The 17,901-nt window shown below is 68.6% G+C and carries 16 protein-coding genes; 4 read left to right on the top strand and 12 right to left on the bottom strand.

The features are described 5' to 3' along the window. Positions 1-88 precede the first annotated feature (88 nt). The gene (locus ABE957_RS02905; protein ID WP_349757170.1) at positions 89-631 is read left to right on the top strand and encodes a DUF2062 domain-containing protein; all 543 of its coding nucleotides are present in this window, start codon (positions 89-91) and stop codon (positions 629-631) included. Between the two features lie 64 nt (positions 632-695). On the opposite strand, the gene ABE957_RS02900 is transcribed toward ABE957_RS02905, so the two are convergent. Next, on the bottom strand, positions 696-1,433 hold the full coding sequence (locus ABE957_RS02900) for an ABC transporter ATP-binding protein (RefSeq protein WP_349757169.1): 738 nt from the start codon (positions 1,431-1,433) through the stop codon (positions 696-698). Next, entirely contained in the window at positions 1,426-2,667 is a 1,242-nt protein-coding gene (locus tag ABE957_RS02895) for a lipoprotein-releasing ABC transporter permease subunit (RefSeq protein WP_349757168.1), read from the bottom strand. Before ABE957_RS02895 ends, ABE957_RS02900 begins: the two co-directional genes overlap by 8 nt. Before the next feature lie 154 nt (positions 2,668-2,821). Here ABE957_RS02895 and ABE957_RS02890 point away from each other — a divergent pair, with 154 nt between their 5' ends. Beyond that, the gene (locus ABE957_RS02890) at positions 2,822-3,877 is read left to right on the top strand and encodes an agmatine deiminase family protein (RefSeq protein ID WP_349757167.1); all 1,056 of its coding nucleotides are present in this window, start codon (positions 2,822-2,824) and stop codon (positions 3,875-3,877) included. Positions 3,878-3,929: 52 nt separating this feature from the next. Further along, positions 3,930-4,832: a carbon-nitrogen hydrolase gene (locus ABE957_RS02885; RefSeq protein WP_349757166.1), complete on the top strand. Its 903-nt coding sequence runs from the start codon at positions 3,930-3,932 to the stop codon at positions 4,830-4,832. A 121-nt stretch (positions 4,833-4,953) separates the two neighbouring features. Here ABE957_RS02885 and ABE957_RS02880 read toward each other — a convergent pair whose 3' ends face one another. From ABE957_RS02880 to ABE957_RS02865, 4 genes are all read right to left on the bottom strand, one after another. Further along, on the bottom strand, positions 4,954-5,901 hold the full coding sequence (locus ABE957_RS02880; protein ID WP_349757290.1) for a Nudix family hydrolase: 948 nt from the start codon (positions 5,899-5,901) through the stop codon (positions 4,954-4,956). 84 nt (positions 5,902-5,985) lie between these two features. Next, the gene (argJ, locus tag ABE957_RS02875; protein ID WP_349757165.1) at positions 5,986-7,215 is read right to left on the bottom strand and encodes a bifunctional glutamate N-acetyltransferase/amino-acid acetyltransferase ArgJ; all 1,230 of its coding nucleotides are present in this window, start codon (positions 7,213-7,215) and stop codon (positions 5,986-5,988) included. 57 nt (positions 7,216-7,272) lie between these two features. Next, the gene (gene secA, locus ABE957_RS02870) at positions 7,273-10,008 is read right to left on the bottom strand and encodes a preprotein translocase subunit SecA (protein WP_349757164.1); all 2,736 of its coding nucleotides are present in this window, start codon (positions 10,006-10,008) and stop codon (positions 7,273-7,275) included. Between the two features lie 69 nt (positions 10,009-10,077). Further along, positions 10,078-10,434 carry a hypothetical protein gene (locus ABE957_RS02865; protein WP_349757163.1) on the bottom strand — a complete coding sequence of 119 codons (357 nt, stop codon included), beginning with the start codon at positions 10,432-10,434 and terminating at the stop codon, positions 10,078-10,080. A gap of 142 nt (positions 10,435-10,576) precedes the next feature. Here ABE957_RS02865 and ABE957_RS02860 point away from each other — a divergent pair, with 142 nt between their 5' ends. Then, positions 10,577-10,999 (top strand): DUF721 domain-containing protein, encoded by a 423-nt coding sequence (locus ABE957_RS02860; RefSeq protein WP_349757162.1) that lies wholly within the window; start codon positions 10,577-10,579, stop codon positions 10,997-10,999. A gap of 102 nt (positions 11,000-11,101) precedes the next feature. Here ABE957_RS02860 and lpxC read toward each other — a convergent pair whose 3' ends face one another. The 6 genes from lpxC to murC all read right to left on the bottom strand — a co-directional run bounded on the left by lpxC (position 11,102) and on the right by murC (position 17,880). Then, on the bottom strand, positions 11,102-12,013 hold the full coding sequence (lpxC, locus tag ABE957_RS02855; RefSeq protein ID WP_349757161.1) for a UDP-3-O-acyl-N-acetylglucosamine deacetylase: 912 nt from the start codon (positions 12,011-12,013) through the stop codon (positions 11,102-11,104). A 111-nt stretch (positions 12,014-12,124) separates the two neighbouring features. Next, positions 12,125-13,306, bottom strand: coding sequence for a cell division protein FtsZ (gene ftsZ, locus ABE957_RS02850; RefSeq protein WP_349757160.1), 1,182 nt, complete (start codon positions 13,304-13,306; stop codon positions 12,125-12,127). A 34-nt stretch (positions 13,307-13,340) separates the two neighbouring features. Beyond that, a complete protein-coding gene (gene ftsA, locus ABE957_RS02845) occupies positions 13,341-14,630 on the bottom strand; it encodes a cell division protein FtsA (RefSeq protein ID WP_349757159.1) in 1,290 nt (429 codons plus the stop codon). Positions 14,631-14,824: 194 nt separating this feature from the next. Further along, on the bottom strand, positions 14,825-15,550 hold the full coding sequence (locus ABE957_RS02840) for a cell division protein FtsQ/DivIB (RefSeq protein ID WP_349757158.1): 726 nt from the start codon (positions 15,548-15,550) through the stop codon (positions 14,825-14,827). A 3-nt stretch (positions 15,551-15,553) separates the two neighbouring features. Next, the gene (locus ABE957_RS02835) at positions 15,554-16,471 is read right to left on the bottom strand and encodes a D-alanine--D-alanine ligase (protein WP_349757157.1); all 918 of its coding nucleotides are present in this window, start codon (positions 16,469-16,471) and stop codon (positions 15,554-15,556) included. After that, positions 16,468-17,880, bottom strand: a complete 1,413-nt coding sequence (gene murC / locus ABE957_RS02830) for a UDP-N-acetylmuramate--L-alanine ligase (protein WP_349757289.1) — start codon at positions 17,878-17,880, stop codon at positions 16,468-16,470. The genes ABE957_RS02835 and murC overlap by 4 nt, the downstream gene beginning before the upstream one ends. Between the last annotated feature and the right edge of the window lie 21 nt (positions 17,881-17,901).

The following is a 17,901-nucleotide window of genomic DNA, read 5'->3' as shown; positions in this document are numbered from 1 at the left end:
CTTCCATCGCGTCGACGAGACGCATCATGGCGAGGCAGGTGACTTCTATGGATAATAGCCCGGGTTTCGACGCCGCGAGCTCGTCTTCATGCCGCGCAGACTCCTGCAGCGCTACCTGCCCCATCCCGATGCCCTCAGGCGCCGGCGCTCCCTGCGCGTCGTCGGCCACCTGATCGGTAACCCGTCACTGTGGGTGCTGACACGGCGCAGCGTGGCCAACGCCTTCTCCGTGGGGCTGTTCAGCGCCCTGCTGCCGATCCCCTTCCAGATGCTGGTGGCCGCCATGGGCGCCTGGCTGGCGCGCTGCAACCTGCCACTGTCGATCGGCCTGGTGTGGATCACCAACCCGCTGACCATGCCGCTGATCTTCTACGGCAACTATCGCCTGGGCGCCTGGCTGCTGGACACGCCCGTGCGCCAGGCACCGGATCACATCTCTACCCAGTGGATCGCCGAGCAGCTGGTGGAGATCCTGCCGGCGCTCGCCCTGGGATCGCTGGTCGCGGCGGTGGTCATCGCCGCCCTGGCCAACCTGGCGATCCGCCTGATCTGGCGCTGGCAGGTGTCACGCAGCTGGCGTCAGCGCACGCGCCGACGCCGCCGCTCGCGGGAGGCCGCTCAGGAACCCTGACGCACAAAGCAGGCGGCCGGCGCCAAGGCGCCGGCCGCCTGCTTCATCGCCCCACCGAACGCGTTCAGGCGTTCGAGGGCTGTTCGATCAGGCGTCCGCCGTCGAGCTTGAGCACGCGATCCTGATGGGCGGCGAGCCCCGGATCGTGGGTCACGATCACGAAGGCGCAGGCGGCACTCGCCGCCAGCTCGTCCATCAGCGCGAGGATGCTCGCCGCGGTGGTCTGGTCGAGGTTCCCGGTGGGCTCATCCATCAGCATCAGGCTGGGGTCAGTGACCAGCGCCCGGGCGATGGCCACCCGCTGGCGCTCGCCCCCGGAGAGCTCGCCCGGCTTGTGATCGGCCCGCTCGGCCATGCCGACACGCGTGAGCAGCTCTCGGGCACGCTCCTCGGCGTGGCGCTTGCGCTGCCCGCGCACGATCAGCGGCAGGGCCGCGTTCTCCAGCGCCGTGAACTCCGCCAGCAGGTGATGGAACTGGTAGACGAAGCCGATCTGGCGGTTGCGAAAGCGCCCCAGGTCGGCGTCGTTGAGTGCCAGCAGCGATTCGCCGGCAATGCACACCTCGCCGCGGCTGGGCTGATCCAGCCCGCCCAGCAAGTTCAAGAGCGTGGTCTTGCCGGAGCCGGAGCTGCCGACCACGGCGACCCGCTCGCCCGCCTGCACCTGCATCTCCAGCCCGTCCAGCACGGTCAGATCCCGCGGCCCCTCGCGATAGACGCGGGTCAGATCGCGACACTCGAGCATCACTTGTCCCGCTCGGCTGGCCGCATCGGTTCGTGGCGTCGTGGCCGTATCACTCATAGCGCAGTACCTCGGCAGGCTGGACCCGCGCGGCCCGCCAGGCCGGATAGAGGGTCGACAGGAAGGTCAGGATGAAGGCCGCGGAGACGATGTTGCGCACATCGGCCCAGATCAGGCGCGACGGCAGCTCGCTGATGAAGTAGACCCCGGCATCGAGGAAGTGGATGCCGAAGGTGCTCTCCACCCAGCCGATCAGGTCCGACACGGTCAGCGCCAGCAGCACACCCAGCGTGACCCCGACCAGGATGCCGATCACCCCGATCGCCAGTCCTTGGACGATGAAGATGCCCATGATCGAGCGCGGCGTAGCGCCGATGGTGCGCAGGATGGCGATGTCGGCCCGCTTGTCGGTGACCACCATCACCAGGGTGGAGACGATGTTGAAGGCCGCCACGGCGATGATCACCGTCAGCAGCAGCGCGATCATGCGCTTCTCCATCTGGATCGCCTGGAAGAGGTTGCCGTGAGAGTAGGTCCAGTCGAGCCCCCGGTAGCCGGCGCCGAGCTCGTTGATGATGGCGCGAGTCTCGCTGCCGGCGGCGAACAGGTCGTCGAGCTCCAGGCGCAGGCCGCCCACGGCGTCGCCCAGGCGCGCCAGGGTCTGCATGTCCTCGATGTGGGCATAGGCCAGGGCGGCATCCAGGTCGGCGCCGACGCTGAAGATGCCGCTCACCGTGAAGCGCTTGAGCCGGGGGAACACCCCGGCCGGGGTGATCGAGGCCTCGGGCACCAGCAGGGTGACGCGATCGCCCACCCCCACGCCCAGGCGACGAGCGAGGATCGAGCCCAGCACGACATTCCACTCGCCCGCCTTCAGGTCGTCGAGCCGGCCCTGACGCATGTTCTCGTCGACGATCGACACGCGACTCTCCCAGGCGGGGTCGATGCCGTTGACCATGGCGCCCTCGTTGCGGCCACCCACCGAGAACATGCCCTGCTGCTCCACGTAGGGCGCGGCACCGATCACCCGCTCGCGCTCGACGAGGCGCTCGGCCAGGGGCTGCCAGCCGGTGAGCCCGCCGGGCGACTCGATCTTGGTGTGCGGTACCATCCCGAGCACGCGGGTGCGCAGCTCATGGTCGAAACCGTTCATCACGGAGAGCACCAGGATGAGCACCGCGACCCCGAGCATGAGGCCCAGCATGGAGGTCAGCGAGATGAAGGAGATGAAGTGGTTGCGACGCTTGGCCCGCACGTAGCGCAACCCGATGAGGAAGGGGAGACGGTCGAGCATGGGAACGTTCCTTGTCGGCGGGCGCCCATGGTACGGTTTTTTGGCCTCCCCTGCATCGCCGGCGGCGACCGCTTGCGCGATCATTGCAACATTGCCCACGGCGGCCTACATTGCGCCGGCACGACCCGAGACGACCTGCACGAGACCCGCACCCATGGCCCATCGCCTGCTCCCCGAATGGCATCCCCAGGATGCCGTGCAACTCACCTGGCCCGGCGCCGACAGCGACTGGGCGCCCCTGCTCGAACGCATCGAGGCGACCCTGGAGGCCATGGTGGTGGCCATCGCCCGCTATCAGGCCGTGCTGATCGCCGTGCCGGACGCGGCCACCCGCAGCCACCTGACCCGGCGTTTCGCCTGCCTGGGCGTCGACGCCGCTCGCCTGCGGCTGATGGTGGCCCCGACCGACGACACCTGGACCCGCGACCACGGCCCGATCGCCGTGGCCGAGGGCGACGCGCCGCGACTGCTCGACTACGTCTTCACCGGCTGGGGCGGCAAGTACGAGGCCGCCCTCGACAACACCCTGACGCTCCGCCTGGCCGAGGCCGGCGCCTTCGCCTGCCCGGTCACCTCGAGCGAGCTGGTGCTGGAGGGCGGCGCCATCGAGACCGACGGCGAGGGCACCCTGCTGACCACCGAGGCCTGCCTGCTCAACCCCAACCGCAATCCCGCGCTCGATCGGGCGGCCATGGAGGCGCGCCTCAAGCGAGATCTGGGGATCTCGCGGGTGCTGTGGCTGACCCACGGCCACCTCGAGGGCGACGACACCGACAGCCACATCGACACCCTGGTGCGCTTCTGCGACCCGGCCACGCTGGCCTATGTCCGCTGCGACGACCCGGCGGACCCCCACTACCCAGCGCTTGCCGCCATGGAGGCCGAGCTCAAGGCCCTACGCCGCACGGACGGCGAGCCCTACCGGCTGGTGCCCCTGCCCTGGCCGCGCGCCTGCCACGACCCGGTGGACGGTCACCGCCTGCCCGCCACCTACGCCAACTTCCTGATCATCAACGGCGCCGTGCTGGTCCCGACCTACGGCGACGCCGCCGATACCCGGGCGCTCACCGCCCTGGCCGGCGCCTTCCCGGACCGAGAGATCGTTCCCATCGACTGCCTGAGCGTGATTCGCCAGCATGGCAGCCTGCACTGCCTGACCATGCAGCTACCCGCCGGCAGCCTGGCCACCCAGGATACGACCGCTGCCTGACGCAAGAGGCGCAGGGTTAGCCGCGCGCATTGAACCACGAGGAGACTCATTCATGTCCCGTCATCTCAAGGTGGGCCTGGTCCAGCAGCCCGCCTGGCCCGACAAGGCCCGAAGCCTCGACGAGAGCGAGGCCGGCATTCGCGAGCTGGCAAACGCGGGCGCCCAGCTGGTGATGCTCCAGGAGCTTCACGCCACCCACTACTTCTGCCAGACCGAGGACACCGACGTCTTCGACCTGGCCGAGCCCCTCGACGGGCCGACCGGCAGCCGGCTGGCGGCGCTGGCGGAAGAGCTCGACATCGTGCTGGTCGGCTCGCTGTTCGAGCGCCGCGCGCCCGGCCTCTACCACAATACCGCGGTGGTCTATGATCGCGATCGCGGACGTGTGGGCCACTACCGCAAGATGCACATCCCCGACGATCCGGGCTTCTACGAGAAGTTCTACTTCACCCCCGGCGACCAGGACGATGCCCGCGACCAGGGCTTCACGCCCATCGACACCTCGGTGGGTCGCCTCGGCGTACTGGTGTGCTGGGACCAGTGGTACCCGGAGGCCGCCCGGCTGATGGCGCTGGCCGGCGCGGAGCTCTTGCTCTACCCCACCGCCATCGGCTGGCATCCGCCGGACGACACCCCGGAGAAAAAGCGTCAGAAGGAGGCCTGGACGCTCATCCAGCGCAGCCACGGGGTCGCCAACGGCCTGCCGGTGATCGTCGCCAACCGGGTCGGCCACGAGGCGGACCCCTCCGGGGCCACGCCGGGCATCGACTTCTGGGGCGGCAGCTTCATCTGCGGCCCCCAGGGCGAGCTGCTGGCCCACGCCGGCGAGGAGGCCGAGCGCATGCTGGTGACGCTGGACATGGCGCGCAGCGAGGACGTGCGACGCATCTGGCCCTACCTCAGGGACCGGCGCATCGACGCCTACGGGGAGCTGGTGCGCCGCTACCGGGACTAGCCGCGCTTCGCACGGAGCTGAAAGCCCAGCAGCATGAATTCGCTCCTTGAAAAAGCAAAGCCCGAGGCCATGGCCTCGGGCTTTGCTTTTAGCTTGGCGCTTGCAGCTCAGCGCTTGGCGCTTACTTCCAGAAATCGCGAATCGAGGCGATCCCCTGGGCGCCCACGGCGCGGGCATGATGGGCATCGAAGCGGGTCATCCCGCCCAGCGCGAAGACCGGCATGCCGGCGTGCTCAACCAGCTGCTGGAAGTCGTGCCAGCCGATGGGGGGCACTTCGGGATGCGAGGGCGTGGTGCGCAGCGGCGACAGGGTCACGAAGTCGCAGCCGATGCGGCGGGCATGGTCCAGCTGCCGGCGATCATGGGTCGAGGCGGAGAGCCACTTGGCCTCGGCCACGGGACGGCGCTCCAGGCTCATCAGGCGATCGCTGGTCAGGTGGATGCCGTCGGCGTCCACGGCTTCGAGCAGCGACGGCTCGCCGTTGAGCACCAGCCGCGCGCCCCGCGCCCGGCAGAGCTCGAGGGCCTGCTCGGCGCGGCTCAGGTAGTCCGCCTCGCCCAGTGACTTGGCCCGCAGCTGCACCAGGCGCACGCCATCCTCGTCGAGGGCGCGGACCAGGCACTCCTGGAAGCGCGACTCGTCGGCCTCCTCGCCGGTGATCAGGTACTCCGTCGGCAGCATCACCGCCCGCAGGATCGGCAGGTTGGCCGCCGGGAAGGGATAGTTGACCAGCTCGGTCATCGGCACCCAGCGCACGGCCTGCCCCTCGCGCCCGAACGGCTCGCCGGCGAAGTCGTGCACCTGCCAGACGTCCAGCAGGATGTGCTTGTCGGAGTACTCATGGTGGATGCGGATCAGCGGCTGGGCACGCCGGATCTCCACGCCCAGCTCTTCGTGGAGCTCGCGCTTGAGCGCTTCCAGACCGGTCTCGTAGGGGGCCAGCTTGCCGCCAGGAAACTCCCAGAGGCCGCCATGATCGACGTTGGAGGGACGACGGGCCAGCAGCACCTCGCGGCCGTCGGCACTGATGATGGCGGCCGCCGCCACGTGCACCCTTCTCTTCACCATTGCGTTCATTGACTCCTACCCGCTGTTCCACGCGGCCTTGGCGCCGCATGGGGTTTCTGTCTGACTGCCGACCGAAGGATTCGGTCAGCTACGATAGTCGGCGTTGATGCTCACGTAGTCGTGAGACAGGTCCGAGGTCCAGACCGTAGCGGCCTGCTCGCCGCGCCCCAGGGCGATGCGGATCTCGATCTCCTCGCGGGCCATCACCGCGCTGCCGGCCTCCTCGGCATAGCCGGGGGCGCGACCGCCGTTCTCGACCAGGCGCACCTCGCCCAGATCGATGGTGACGCGATCGACGTCGAATGCCTCGACGGGCGCGCGCCCCACCGCGGCGAGGATGCGCCCCCAGTTGGCATCGGAGGCGTAGAGGGCCGTCTTGACCAGCGGCGAGTGCGCCACGGTGAAGGCCACGTCCAGCGCCTCGCGACGGCTGCTCGCCCCCTCAACGCGCAGGGTGACGAACTTGGTGGCGCCCTCGCCGTCGCGGATCACCGCCTGGGCGAGTTCGGTCATCACCAGCAGGAGCCCCTCGCGAAATCGCTCGAGCGCCTCGCCGTCGACCACCGCCGCGCCGCGCCCGGTGGCGATCAGCAGACAGGCGTCGTTGGTCGAGGTGTCGCTGTCCACAGTGATGCAGTTGAAGGAGCGCTCCACCGCCTCGCGCAGCAGCCCATCGAGCAGCGACTGCTCGACGGCGGCATCGGTCGCCACGAAGGCGAGCATGGTGGCCATGTCGGGGCGGATCATGCCCGAGCCCTTGGCGATGCCGTTGATGGTCACCGTCTGCTCACCAAGCGACAGCGTGACGCTGGCGCCCTTGGCCCGCGTGTCGGTGGTGAGGATGCCCTCACCCGCCTCATGCCAGGCGCCGGGCCCGTCGTCGAGGGCCTGTACCGCGCCGGGCAGGCCGGCCAGCAAGCGCTCCATGGGCAGCGGCTCGCCGATCACCCCCGTGGAGAACGGCAGCACGCTCGCTTCCTCCACGCCGGCCAGCCGCGCCAGCTCGGCACAGGTGGCCCGGGCGTCGCTGAGGCCCGTCGCGCCGGTGCCGGCGTTGGCATTGCCGGTGTTGACCACCAGGTAGCGCGCCCCCTCGCCGCGCGCCACGCAGGCGGAGAGATGCTCGCGGGCCACTGTCACCGGTGCGGCGCAGAAGGCATTGCGGGTGAAGGCACCCGCTACCCTCGCCCCCTCGGGAATCTCGATCACCACCAAGTCGCGGCGGTCGGGCTTCTTGATGCCGGCCATGGCGGTACCCAGGCGCAGCCCCTCGATCACCGGCATCTCGGGAAAACGTGTCTCGCCCACTGCCATCGTCTCGTCTCCTCTATCGGCCGGGGCGTGCCCGGCCAGTCGCCTCAGCGCGTTACCTCAGCTCAGCTTGCCGCAGCACTGCTTGAACTTCTTGCCCGACCCGCAGGGGCAGGGGTCGTTGCGCCCCACCTTGGGGCCCTCACGACGCAGCGGGCGGCCATCGGCGCCCGGTGCCGGCGCGGCCGGCGCCTCGTCGCGCGCGTCGCCGGCCATGGCGGGCTCCTCATGGCGGCTCGCCGCCGTCGCCTTCTCACGCTCCAGCGCCTCGCGACGCTGGCGCTCGAGCGCCTCGACCTCCTCGGGACGCCGCACCTGGACGTGGCTGAGGATGCGCGTCACGTCGGCCTTGATGTTGGTCAGCAGGTGCTGGAACAGCTCGAAGGATTCGCGCTTGTACTCCTGCTTGGGGTTCTTCTGGGCATAGCCACGCAGGTGGATCCCGCGGCGCAGGTGATCCATGGACTGCAGGTGCTCCTTCCAGCGCGTGTCGAGCACCTGGAGCATCGCCTGCTTCTCGAAGCGGCGCATCAGCGTCTCGCCGGCCTCCGCGACCTTGGCCTCATAGGCCTCGCGATGCATAGCCTGGAGCTGCTCGCGCAGCTGCTCCTCGTGGAAGCGCTCGTCCTGCTCCGCCCACTCGACCACCGGCGCCTCGAGGTTGAACTCGCTCTTCAGCTGATCCTGGAGCCCGGCCAGGTCCCACTGCTCGGGCAGGCTCTGGGGCGGCACGAAATCGCTGATGGCGAGGTCCAGCACCTCCTCGCGAATGCCGGCGACGTTCTCGGAGATGTCTTCGGCGGCGAGGATCTCGTTGCGCTGCTCGTAGATGACCCGACGCTGGTCGTTGGCCACGTCGTCGTACTCGAGCAGCTGCTTGCGGATATCGAAGTTGCGACCCTCGACCTTCTTCTGGGCCCGCTCGACGGCGTTGGAGACCATCTTGTGCTCGATCGCCTCGCCCCGCTCCAGGCCCAGCGCCTGCATCAGCCGCTGGACCCGGTCGGAGCCGAACAGCCGCATCAGGTTGTCTTCCAGCGAGAGGAAGAAGCGCGTCGAGCCCGGGTCGCCCTGGCGGCCGGCACGACCGCGCAGCTGGTTGTCGATGCGCCGGGATTCGTGACGCTCGGAGCCGACCACGTGCAGGCCACCGGCCTCCAGCACCGCATCGTGGCGCGCCTGCCACTCCGCCTTGAGCCGCTCGAGCTCGGCCTCGGAGGGATTCTCCAGCGTGGCGGCCTCGGCCTCCCAGTTGCCGCCGAGCACGATGTCGGTGCCGCGACCGGCCATGTTGGTGGCGATGGTCACGGCGCCGGGACGGCCGGCCTGGGCGATGATCTGCGCCTCGCTCTGGTGCTGCTTGGCGTTGAGGACGTTGAAGGCCATGCCGGCGCGCTTCATCAGGTCGGCCAGGTACTCGCTGGTCTCGATGGAGGCTGTACCGACCAGCACCGGACGCCCCGCTTCCGTCTGGGTCTGGACGTCCTCGATGATCGCCTCGAACTTCTCCTCGGCGGTCAGGTAGACCAGGTCGTTGAGGTCCTGGCGGACCAGCGGCCGGTTGGTGGGGATCACCACCACGTCCAGGCCGTAGATCTGGCGGAACTCGAAGGCCTCGGTGTCGGCGGTGCCGGTCATGCCCGAGAGCTTCTCGTAGAGGCGGAAGTAGTTCTGGAAGGTGGTGGAGGCCAGGGTCTGGCTCTCGCGCTGAACCGTCACACCCTCCTTGGCCTCCACCGCCTGGTGCAGGCCCTCGGACCAGCGCCGCCCCGGCATGCTGCGGCCGGTGTGCTCGTCGACGATCACCACCTGGCCATCCTTGATGATGTAGTCCACGTCGCGGTGATAGAGGTGGCGGGCGCGCAGCGCCGAGTGCATGTGCTGCAGCAGGTTGAGGTTCTGGGCCGCGTAGAGGGAGTCCGCCTCGCCGAGCAGCTTCTGCTCGCGCATCAGCGCCTCGACCTTATGGTGGCCGCCCTCGGTGAGCTCCACCTGCTTCTGCTTCTCGTCGAGGGTGAAATCGCCGCTCTCGGGATCCTCCTCGTCGCTGCACTGCTCGAGATGATGCGCCAGCCGGTCGACCACCTGATAGAGCTCGGTGTTCTCGTCCACCGCCCCGGAGATGATCAGCGGCGTGCGCGCCTCGTCGATGAGGATCGAGTCGACCTCGTCGATGATGGCGAAGTGCAGGTCGCGCTGCACCTTCTCCTCCAGCGAGAAGGCCATGTTGTCGCGCAGGTAGTCGAAGCCGAACTCGTTGTTGGTGCCGTAGGTGATGTCGCAGCGGTAGGCGTGGCGCTTCTCCTCAGGGGTCTGGCCGGCGTAGATGACGCCCACCGACAGCCCCAAGTATTCATAGAGTGGGCGCATCCACTCGGCGTCGCGGCGGGCCAGGTAGTCGTTGACCGTGACCACGTGCACGCCCTTGCCGGGCAGCGCATTGAGATAGACGGCCAGGGTCGCCACCAGGGTCTTGCCCTCGCCGGTCTTCATCTCGGCGATACGGCCGCGATGCAGGGTCAGGCCGCCGACCATCTGCACATCGAAATGGCGCATGCCCATGACGCGCCGGCTGGCCTCACGCACCGTCGAGAAGGCCTCCGGGAGCAGAGCATCGAGGGACTCGCCCCCCTCGAGGCGCTCGCGGAAGTGATCGGTACGGGCCTTGAGGGCGGCCTCATCGAGGGCCTCGTGTTCGGCTTCCAGGGCGGTCACGTCCGCGACCTGGCGGTTCATGCGCTTGACGTCGCGGTCGTTCTTCGAGCCGACGACCTTGCGTAACAGGTTATTGATCATGAAGGATCCAGTGGCTGCGTATGATATCGCATCGCGGGCAAGGGCCCGCGACCTCTCCGGGGCGGTGGCTCAGCGGCGCGCGGGAGGGCCACGGCGCGACAGGACGTCGTGGGCGGCAACCGGAAGTGAGGGGCGCTCGGGACGCGGGCCGATCCGCCTCGTCGCCACCGGCCAGCCCATACGGCGGCGGACCCAGCGCCCCAGGGCGCGACGGCGCGCCTGGAGGCGGGAGCGCACGCGCAGCAGCACGGGCACCAGCATGCTGACCTGGGCGGCCCGCTCGACGGGGCGCAGGGATTCCAGCTGGGCGAGGCCCGCCGGCAACAGGCAACCCACCAGCAGACCGGCTAGCCACCAGCGCGTCGCGCGGCGCATGCGCCGTGAGCCCTGGGGGCCGGCGCAGTTGTCGGTGATGGCGGCGGGCATGCTGTCGACGGCCTCCGGTGCGTGCTAGGCTCTGGCTGTTCAAGGACCGCCTGGATCATGGCGGCCGACGGATAACGTCAGGGCTTCGACCCCGAGAATCAAGCAGATGAGTATAAAGGTTAAGCGGTTCCGAGCACAGCCCATGTCCCGCCTGCTGGAAGGTCGCGGCGAGCTGGGCGCCTTGATGCGCATGGCCACCCTGGTCGAGCGGGCCCAAGAGCACCTGCGCGATCACCTGCCCGAGGAGATGCGCGAACATCTCTTCGTCGGCGGCTTCCATCAGGGGCGGCTCGCGCTGATCACCGACCGCGCCGTCTGGCTGACCCGGCTGCGCTACGAGCAGCCGCGACTGCTCGGCCTGCTGCACCAGCTGCCGGGGTTCGAGGCGGTCACCGGCTTCACCCTCAAGGTACGTCCCGTGCGCCCGACCCGCCCGCCGTTACGCCAGACCCGCCACCTGCCGGAGAAGGCCGCCGACGAGATCACAAGCTGCGCCGCCGACGTCGACGACCCCGGCCTCAAGCGCGCCCTGGAGCGGCTGGCCGCCCACGCCGAGAAACCCTGAGCGGCTCTCGGTCAAGACGCACACGAAAACGCCGCCATCCGAGAGGATGGCGGCGTTCTTGAGACTGCCCGGTGCAGCTTTTGACCTCCGGCCCCGGCGGGCTCAGGCCATGGCGGGCGCCGCATAAGAGATCGGCGCCTTCTCGGCCTCGCCCTCGAAGGTGACCAGCTCCCAGGCCTCCGGCTGTGCCAGCAGGGCACGGCACAGCTGGTTGTTCAGGGCGTGGCCCGACTTCACGCCGCGGAACTCGCCGATCAGGCTGTGACCGAGCTGGTAGAGATCGCCGATGGCGTCGAGCACCTTGTGCTTGACGAACTCGTCGTCATAGCGCAGCCCGCCCTCATTCACGATGCGATAATCGTCGACCACGATGGCGTTGTCGAGGCTACCGCCCAGCGCCAGGTTGTTGGCGCGCAGGTACTCCAGATCACGCATGAAACCGAAGGTCCGCGCCCGGGACACCTCCTTGACGAAGGAGGTAGTGGAGAAGTCCACCATCGCGGTCTGCGACTGCCCCTCAAACACCGGGTGATCGAAGTCGATGGCGAAGGAGACCTTGAAGCCCTGGTGGGGCAGGAAGATGGCCTCCTTGTCGTCCTCGCGCACCACGATCTCGCGCTTGATGCGAATGAACTGCTTGGGGGCGTTCTGCTCGGCGATGCCCGCCGACTGGATCAGGAACACGAAGGGCCCCGCGCTGCCGTCCATGATCGGCACCTCGGGGGCGCTGACGTCGACGTAGGCGTTGTCGATACCGAGACCGGCGAAGGCCGACATCAGGTGCTCGACGGTCGCGACCTTGGCCCCGCCCGCGGAGAGCGCGGTGCACAGGGTGGTGTCGGTGACGTGCTCGGCGCGAGCCGGGATCTGCACCTCAGGCTCGAGGTCGGTGCGCACGAAGACGATCCCGGTGTCGACCGGTGCCGGACGAAGCGTCAGGTAGACCTTCTTGCCGGAGTGCAGGCCGACGCCGGTGGCGCGGATGACATTCTTCAGGGTTCGTTGTCTGATCATGGGCAGTCGCCAGGCAGTCATTGGTTATCAAACACCGTTCACTATAACACCGAACGGACGTTTCAACAAAGAAAGATCACCCGGCGCCCGCTATTCTCGTGATAGGCCGCCTCAATCGGCCTGGCGGCGCAGAAAGGCTGGAATGTCCAGGTAGTCATCGAGCTCCTGGGACGGACGCTTCTCCGGTTGCGACTGGGGCCGTGGCGCCTCCTGGGGCTCCGACTTGGTGGCCGCCGCAGCCTGGCCACGACTGGAGGCCGCCGGCGGACGCTGGCGGTAGCCGCTGGCCTCTGTCCGACGCGAGGTCTCGCGGGCGGCCGGTTTCTTGGCCTGCTGGCCGTCGAGGCCGGCGGCGACCACGGTCACGCGCAGCTCGTCGGTCATGTCCATGTCGATGGAGGTGCCGACCACGATGGTCGCGTCCTGGGAGGCGAACTCCTGGACGGTGGCGCCCACGTCGTTGAACTCGCCGATGGAGAGATCCGGGCCGGCGGTGATGTTGACCAGGATGCCCCGGGCGCCGTGGAGGTCGATATCCTCGAGGAGCGGGCTGCGGATGGCCTTCTCGGCGGCCTCGCGGGCGCGGTTCTCGCCGGTGGCGCCGCCGGTGCCCATCATCGCCATGCCCATCTCGGACATCACGGTGCGCACGTCGGCGAAGTCGACGTTGATGATGCCGGGGCTGGTGATCAGCTCGGCGATGCCCTGCACGGCACCGAGCAGCACGTCATTGGCCGCACTGAAGGCGGTCAGCAGGGTCGCGCTCTTGCCGAGCACCGAGAGCAGCTTCTCGTTGGGAATGGTGATCAGCGAATCGACGTGCTCGGAGAGCTCCTTCATGCCCTCTTCGGCGGCGCGCATGCGCTTGGGGCCCTCGAACGGGAAGGGCCGGGTCACCACGGCGACGGTGAGGATGCCCAGCTCCTTGGCCACCTGGGCGACCACGGGCGCGCCCCCGGTGCCGGTCCCGCCGCCCATGCCGGCGGTGATGAAGACCATGTCGGCCCCACCGAGCAGTTCGGCGATGCGCTCCCGATCCTCCATGGCGGCCTGACGGCCGACGTCGGGGTTGGCGCCGGCGCCGAGCCCCTTGGTGATCTCGCTGCCGAGCTGGAGCACGGTCTTGGCGGCGACGCGCTTGAGCGCCTGGGCATCGGTATTGGCGCAGATGAACTCGACGCCCTCGATGTTGCTCTCGACCATGTGGTTGACGGCGTTGCCGCCACCACCCCCGACACCGATGACCTTGATGACTGCACTGCTGGAGGGTGCGCTATCTACCAGTTCGAACATAAGTCCCGTCTCCTGAACCGCAACCGCGGCCCTGTCAGAAATTTCCTTTGAACCAGCCCTTGATCCTTGCCAACGCCGGAGTCCCTTCCCCTGCGTCACGCCGGGTGTTGTCGTCACGTCTGGGTTGTGCCGACATGCTACCCCCGGCCCCCTGGCGGCCATGCCCTTGACGGGTTTCCAGTAGAGCGTAATGCAGCAGGCCGACGCCCGTCGAATAAATCGGATTGCGTACCACGTCGGCCAGTCCACGCACATTCTGCGGACAGGCGATGCGGACCGGCATGTGGAAGATCTCCTCGGCCAGCTCGACCACGCCCTCCATGCGGGCGGTGCCGCCGGTGAGGACCACGCCCGCGGCGACGAGGTCCTCGTAGCCGCTGCGCCGCAGCTCGTCGCGCACCAGGGTGAAGAGCTCCTCATAGCGGGGCTCCACGACCTCGGCCAGCGACTGGCGGGAGAGGTCCCGGGCCGGCCGGTCGCCGACGCTCGGCACCTTGATCATCTCGTCGCTGGCGGCCAGCTGAGTCAGCGCGCAGGCGTACTTGACCTTGATCTCCTCGGCATGCTGTGTGGGCGTGCGCAGTGCCATGGCGATATCATTGGTGACCTGGTCGCCGGCGATGGGAATCACTGAGGTGTGGCGGATGGCCCCCTCGGTGAAGACCGCGATATCCGTGGTGCCGCCGCCGATGTCGACCATGCAGACCCCGAGCTCCCGCTCGTCCTCGGTCAGCACCGCATGGCTGGACGCCAGCTGCTCGAGGATGATGGAGTCCACCTCGAGTCCGCAGCGTCGCACGCACTTCTCGATGTTCTGAACGGCATTCAGGGCGGCGGTGACCAGATGCACCCGCGCCTCGAGGCGAACCCCGGACATGCCCAGAGGCTCGCGGATACCGCCCTGGGTATCGATGGCGAACTCCTGGGGAAGGACGTGCAGCACCCGCTGCCCTTCCGAGATGGCGCGGGCACGGGCGGAGTCGATGACGCGGTCGATATCGGTGGAGGCGACCTCGCGCTCCTTGATCGCCACCACGCCATCGGAATTCATCGAGCTGATATGACTGCCGGCGATACCGACATAGACCGAGTGGATATCGCAGCCGGCCATCAGCTCGGCCTCTTCCACGGCGCGCTGGATCGACTGCACCGTGGACTCGATATTGATCACCACGCCTTTCTTCATGCCACGTGACGGATGCGAGCCGATACCGGCGATTTCGATCCCGCCATCGTCGGTGGGCTGACCCACGATCGCCACGACCTTGGATGTTCCGATATCCAGCCCGACTACCATATTGGACGCATTGGATGGACCTGCCATGAGTCGGGAAGTCTCCTAGAACCTGACCCCGAAGGGGAAGATTAATCCTGAAAAGTTGGCCTGGGGCAATTATAGGAACAACATCGCGTGTTCCACCAGCCCGATTGTTAAAACACCGGACACGATACGGCGATTTTGCCGCGAAAGAAACACCCGAAATACCCCCCTCATGGGCGAGTTATTCCATCGATTGATCACCCTTCCGTTGCTGACTCACTCTCGAGCGGTTCGGTTTCACCGTGCCATGCCACGGCGACGCCATTGGGATAGCGCAGATCGATATAGCGAATATGCGTTGCCAGCGGACCCAGTTCGCGTTGCCAGGCGGCGACAAGACGTCCCAGGCGAGAGGCCCGATCGTTGCGCCCCAGCATCACCCAGACGCCGCTATCGAGCTGGAAGCGCCAGGCCCCGCGCGGCTCGAGGCGCAGCTGGCGCACCTCGAGCCCCAGGGGAGCGAACTGCGTGGCCAGTCGGGCCCGGTAGTCCAGGACCTCGGCACCGCTGTCGGGCGGCCCGGCCAGATCCGGCAGGTCGTCGGGCGGCGTCACCGGGCCGAAGGCGAACGGCTCGCCCGCGGGATTGAGCAGGCGCCCGTCGCTCCAGCGCGCCACCGGAACCTGCTCGACCAGCTCGAAGGTCAGGGCGTCGGGCCACTCGCGGCTGACGCGCACCTCCTTCAGCCAGCCGATCTCCCGGGCCTCTCGGCGCAGCGCCGACAGGTCGACGGAGAGCCAGGTCTGGCCCTGGATCAGCGGCGCCAGCCGGCTGCGCAGGTAGTCGGCACTGACATACTGAAGCTCACCGCGCACCGAGACCCGCTCGATGGGGCGATCCAGCCAGACCCACAGGGCCCGGCCCCCGGCGCCCAGCAAGAGCGCCAGCAGCAGCACCCCAACGAGGCTTCCACGTGCCGCCATGGGCTAGCGTCGCTCCCCGGCCGTGGCGAGGATGCGCAGCACCAGGGCATCGAAATCGATGCCGGCATGGGCCGCCGACTGGGGCACCAGGCTGTGATCGGTCATGCCCGGCACGGTATTGACCTCGATCAGCCAGAACCGGCCCTGGCCGTCGCGCATCACGTCGACGCGCCCCCAGCCCTCGGCGCCGATGGCCGTAAAGGCGTCGCGACAGAGCGCGGCGAGGTCGGCCTCCTCGTCGGCGCTGAGGCCGCACGGCAGGTGGTAGCGCGTATCGTCGGAGACATACTTGGCCTCGTAGTCGTAGAAGCCGCCGGGCACCTCGACGCGAATGGCCGGCAGCACCTCGTCGCCGAGCAGCGACACCGTGTACTCCGCCCCCGTGATGAAGCGCTCGGCCATCACCCGGGCATCGAAACGCGCCGCGTCGCGATAGGCCGCCTCCAGGGCGTCGCGGCTGTCGACGATGCTGATCCCCAGGGTCGAGCCCTCGTGAACCGGCTTGACGATCAGTGGCAGGCCGAGCCGCTCGACCACCGCCTGCCAGTCGGCGTCGGGGCCGAGCATCACGCTCTCCGGGGTCGGCAGCCCCAGAGCCTGCCAGACCAGCTTGGTACGCTGCTTGTCCATGCCCAGCGCCGAGGCCAGCACGCCGCTGCCGGTGTAGGGAATGTCCAGCAGCTGAAGCGCCCCCTGCAGAGTGCCGTCCTCACCGCCGCGGCCGTGCAGGGCGATGAAGACACGATCCGGCGCCAGTGCCTCGAGGCCCACCAGCCCGCCGTCGGCGGGATCGAAGCCGATGGCGTCCACACCCTGGCGCTGGAGTGCCGCCAGCACGGCGGCCCCGCTCTTCAGCGACACCTCACGCTCGGCGGACGCCCCGCCGAAGAGCACCGCCACGCGGCCCATGTCGCGACTCATAGCGTCACCTCGTCGAGATTCAGGGCGGCATCGCTCAGGCGCTGGGCGATACCGCCCACGTCACCGGCCCCCTGGGTGATCAGGATATCGTCAGGGCGCAGCACCCGCGCCAGCAGTCCCGGCAGCTCGCTCTTGTCCTGCACGAAGATCGGGTCGACCGCGCCACGCTGGCGGATCGAGCCGGCCAGGGAGCGACCATCGGCGCCGGCCAGCGGCGTCTCCCCGGCGCTGTAGACATCGAGCAGTAGCAGGGTGTCGACTCCGGCCAGCACGCGTACGAAGTCCTCATAGAGGTCACGGGTGCGCGAATAGCGGTGCGGCTGGTAGACCATCACCAGGCGCCGGTCGGGCCAGCCCGCCCGGACCGCGTCGATCACCATCTCCACCTCGCGGGGGTGGTGGCCGTAGTCGTCCACCAGCATCACCTGCCCCTCGCCCTCGGGGGCGAGATAGTGGCCATGCACCTGGAAGCGACGCCCCACGCCCTCGAAATGCCGCAGCCCGCTCAGGATGGCCTCGTCGGAGACGCCGGCATCGCTCGCCACGACGATCGCCGCCAGGGCGTTGAGCGCGTTGTGGCGGCCCGGCATGGCCAGGCGCACCTCGAGGGGCGCCAGCCCCTCGGGGCGCACCGCGGTGAAGTGCACCTCGCCGGCCCGCTGATCGAAGTCCTCGATGCGGTAGTCGGCGTCCTCGCTGAAGCCGTAGGTCACGAACCGACGGCTGACCTGATCGAGCAGGCCGCGTACGTGGGGATCGTCGATGCACAGGATCGCCAGGCCGTAGAACGGCAGGTTGTGCAGGAACTCGATGAAGGTGCCCTTGAGCCGCTCGAAGTCGCCGCCGTAGGTGGCCATGTGATCGGCGTCGATGTTGGTGACGATGGAGACCATGGGCTGCAGGTGCAAGAAGGAGGCATCCGACTCATCGGCCTCCGCCACCAGGTAGTCGCCCTCGCCCAGCCGCGCGTTGGTGCCGGCGCTGGTCAGCCGCCCACCGATCACGAAGGTGGGATCGAGCCCGCCCTCGCCGAGCAGCGTCGCCGTGAGGCTGGTGGTGGTGGTCTTGCCGTGGGTGCCGGCCACGGCGATGCCGTGGCGAAAGCGCATCAGTTCGGCGAGCATCTCGGCTCGGCGCACCACCGGCACGCGGTGCTCATGGGCCCAGCGGATCTCGGGATTGGTCTCGTCCACCGCGGTGGAGACAACCACCACGTCGGCGCCCGCGGCGTTGTCGGCGGCGTGGCCGAGGGCCACGCGGATGCCGCACTCTCGCAGGCGGGCCACCACCGGCGAGGCCTTCAGGTCGCTACCGCTGACCGCATAGCCCTGGTTGGCCAGCACCTCGGCGATGCCGCACATGCCGGCCCCGCCGATACCGACGAAGTGGATGCGCCGAATCCGACGCATGCCCAGCCCGCGGCCGGGGTG

This window comes from Halomonas pelophila, from assembly GCF_040196315.1.
Taxonomy (GTDB): domain Bacteria; phylum Pseudomonadota; class Gammaproteobacteria; order Pseudomonadales; family Halomonadaceae; genus Halomonas; species Halomonas pelophila.
This window is presented reverse-complemented; position numbering and strand designations above follow the sequence as displayed.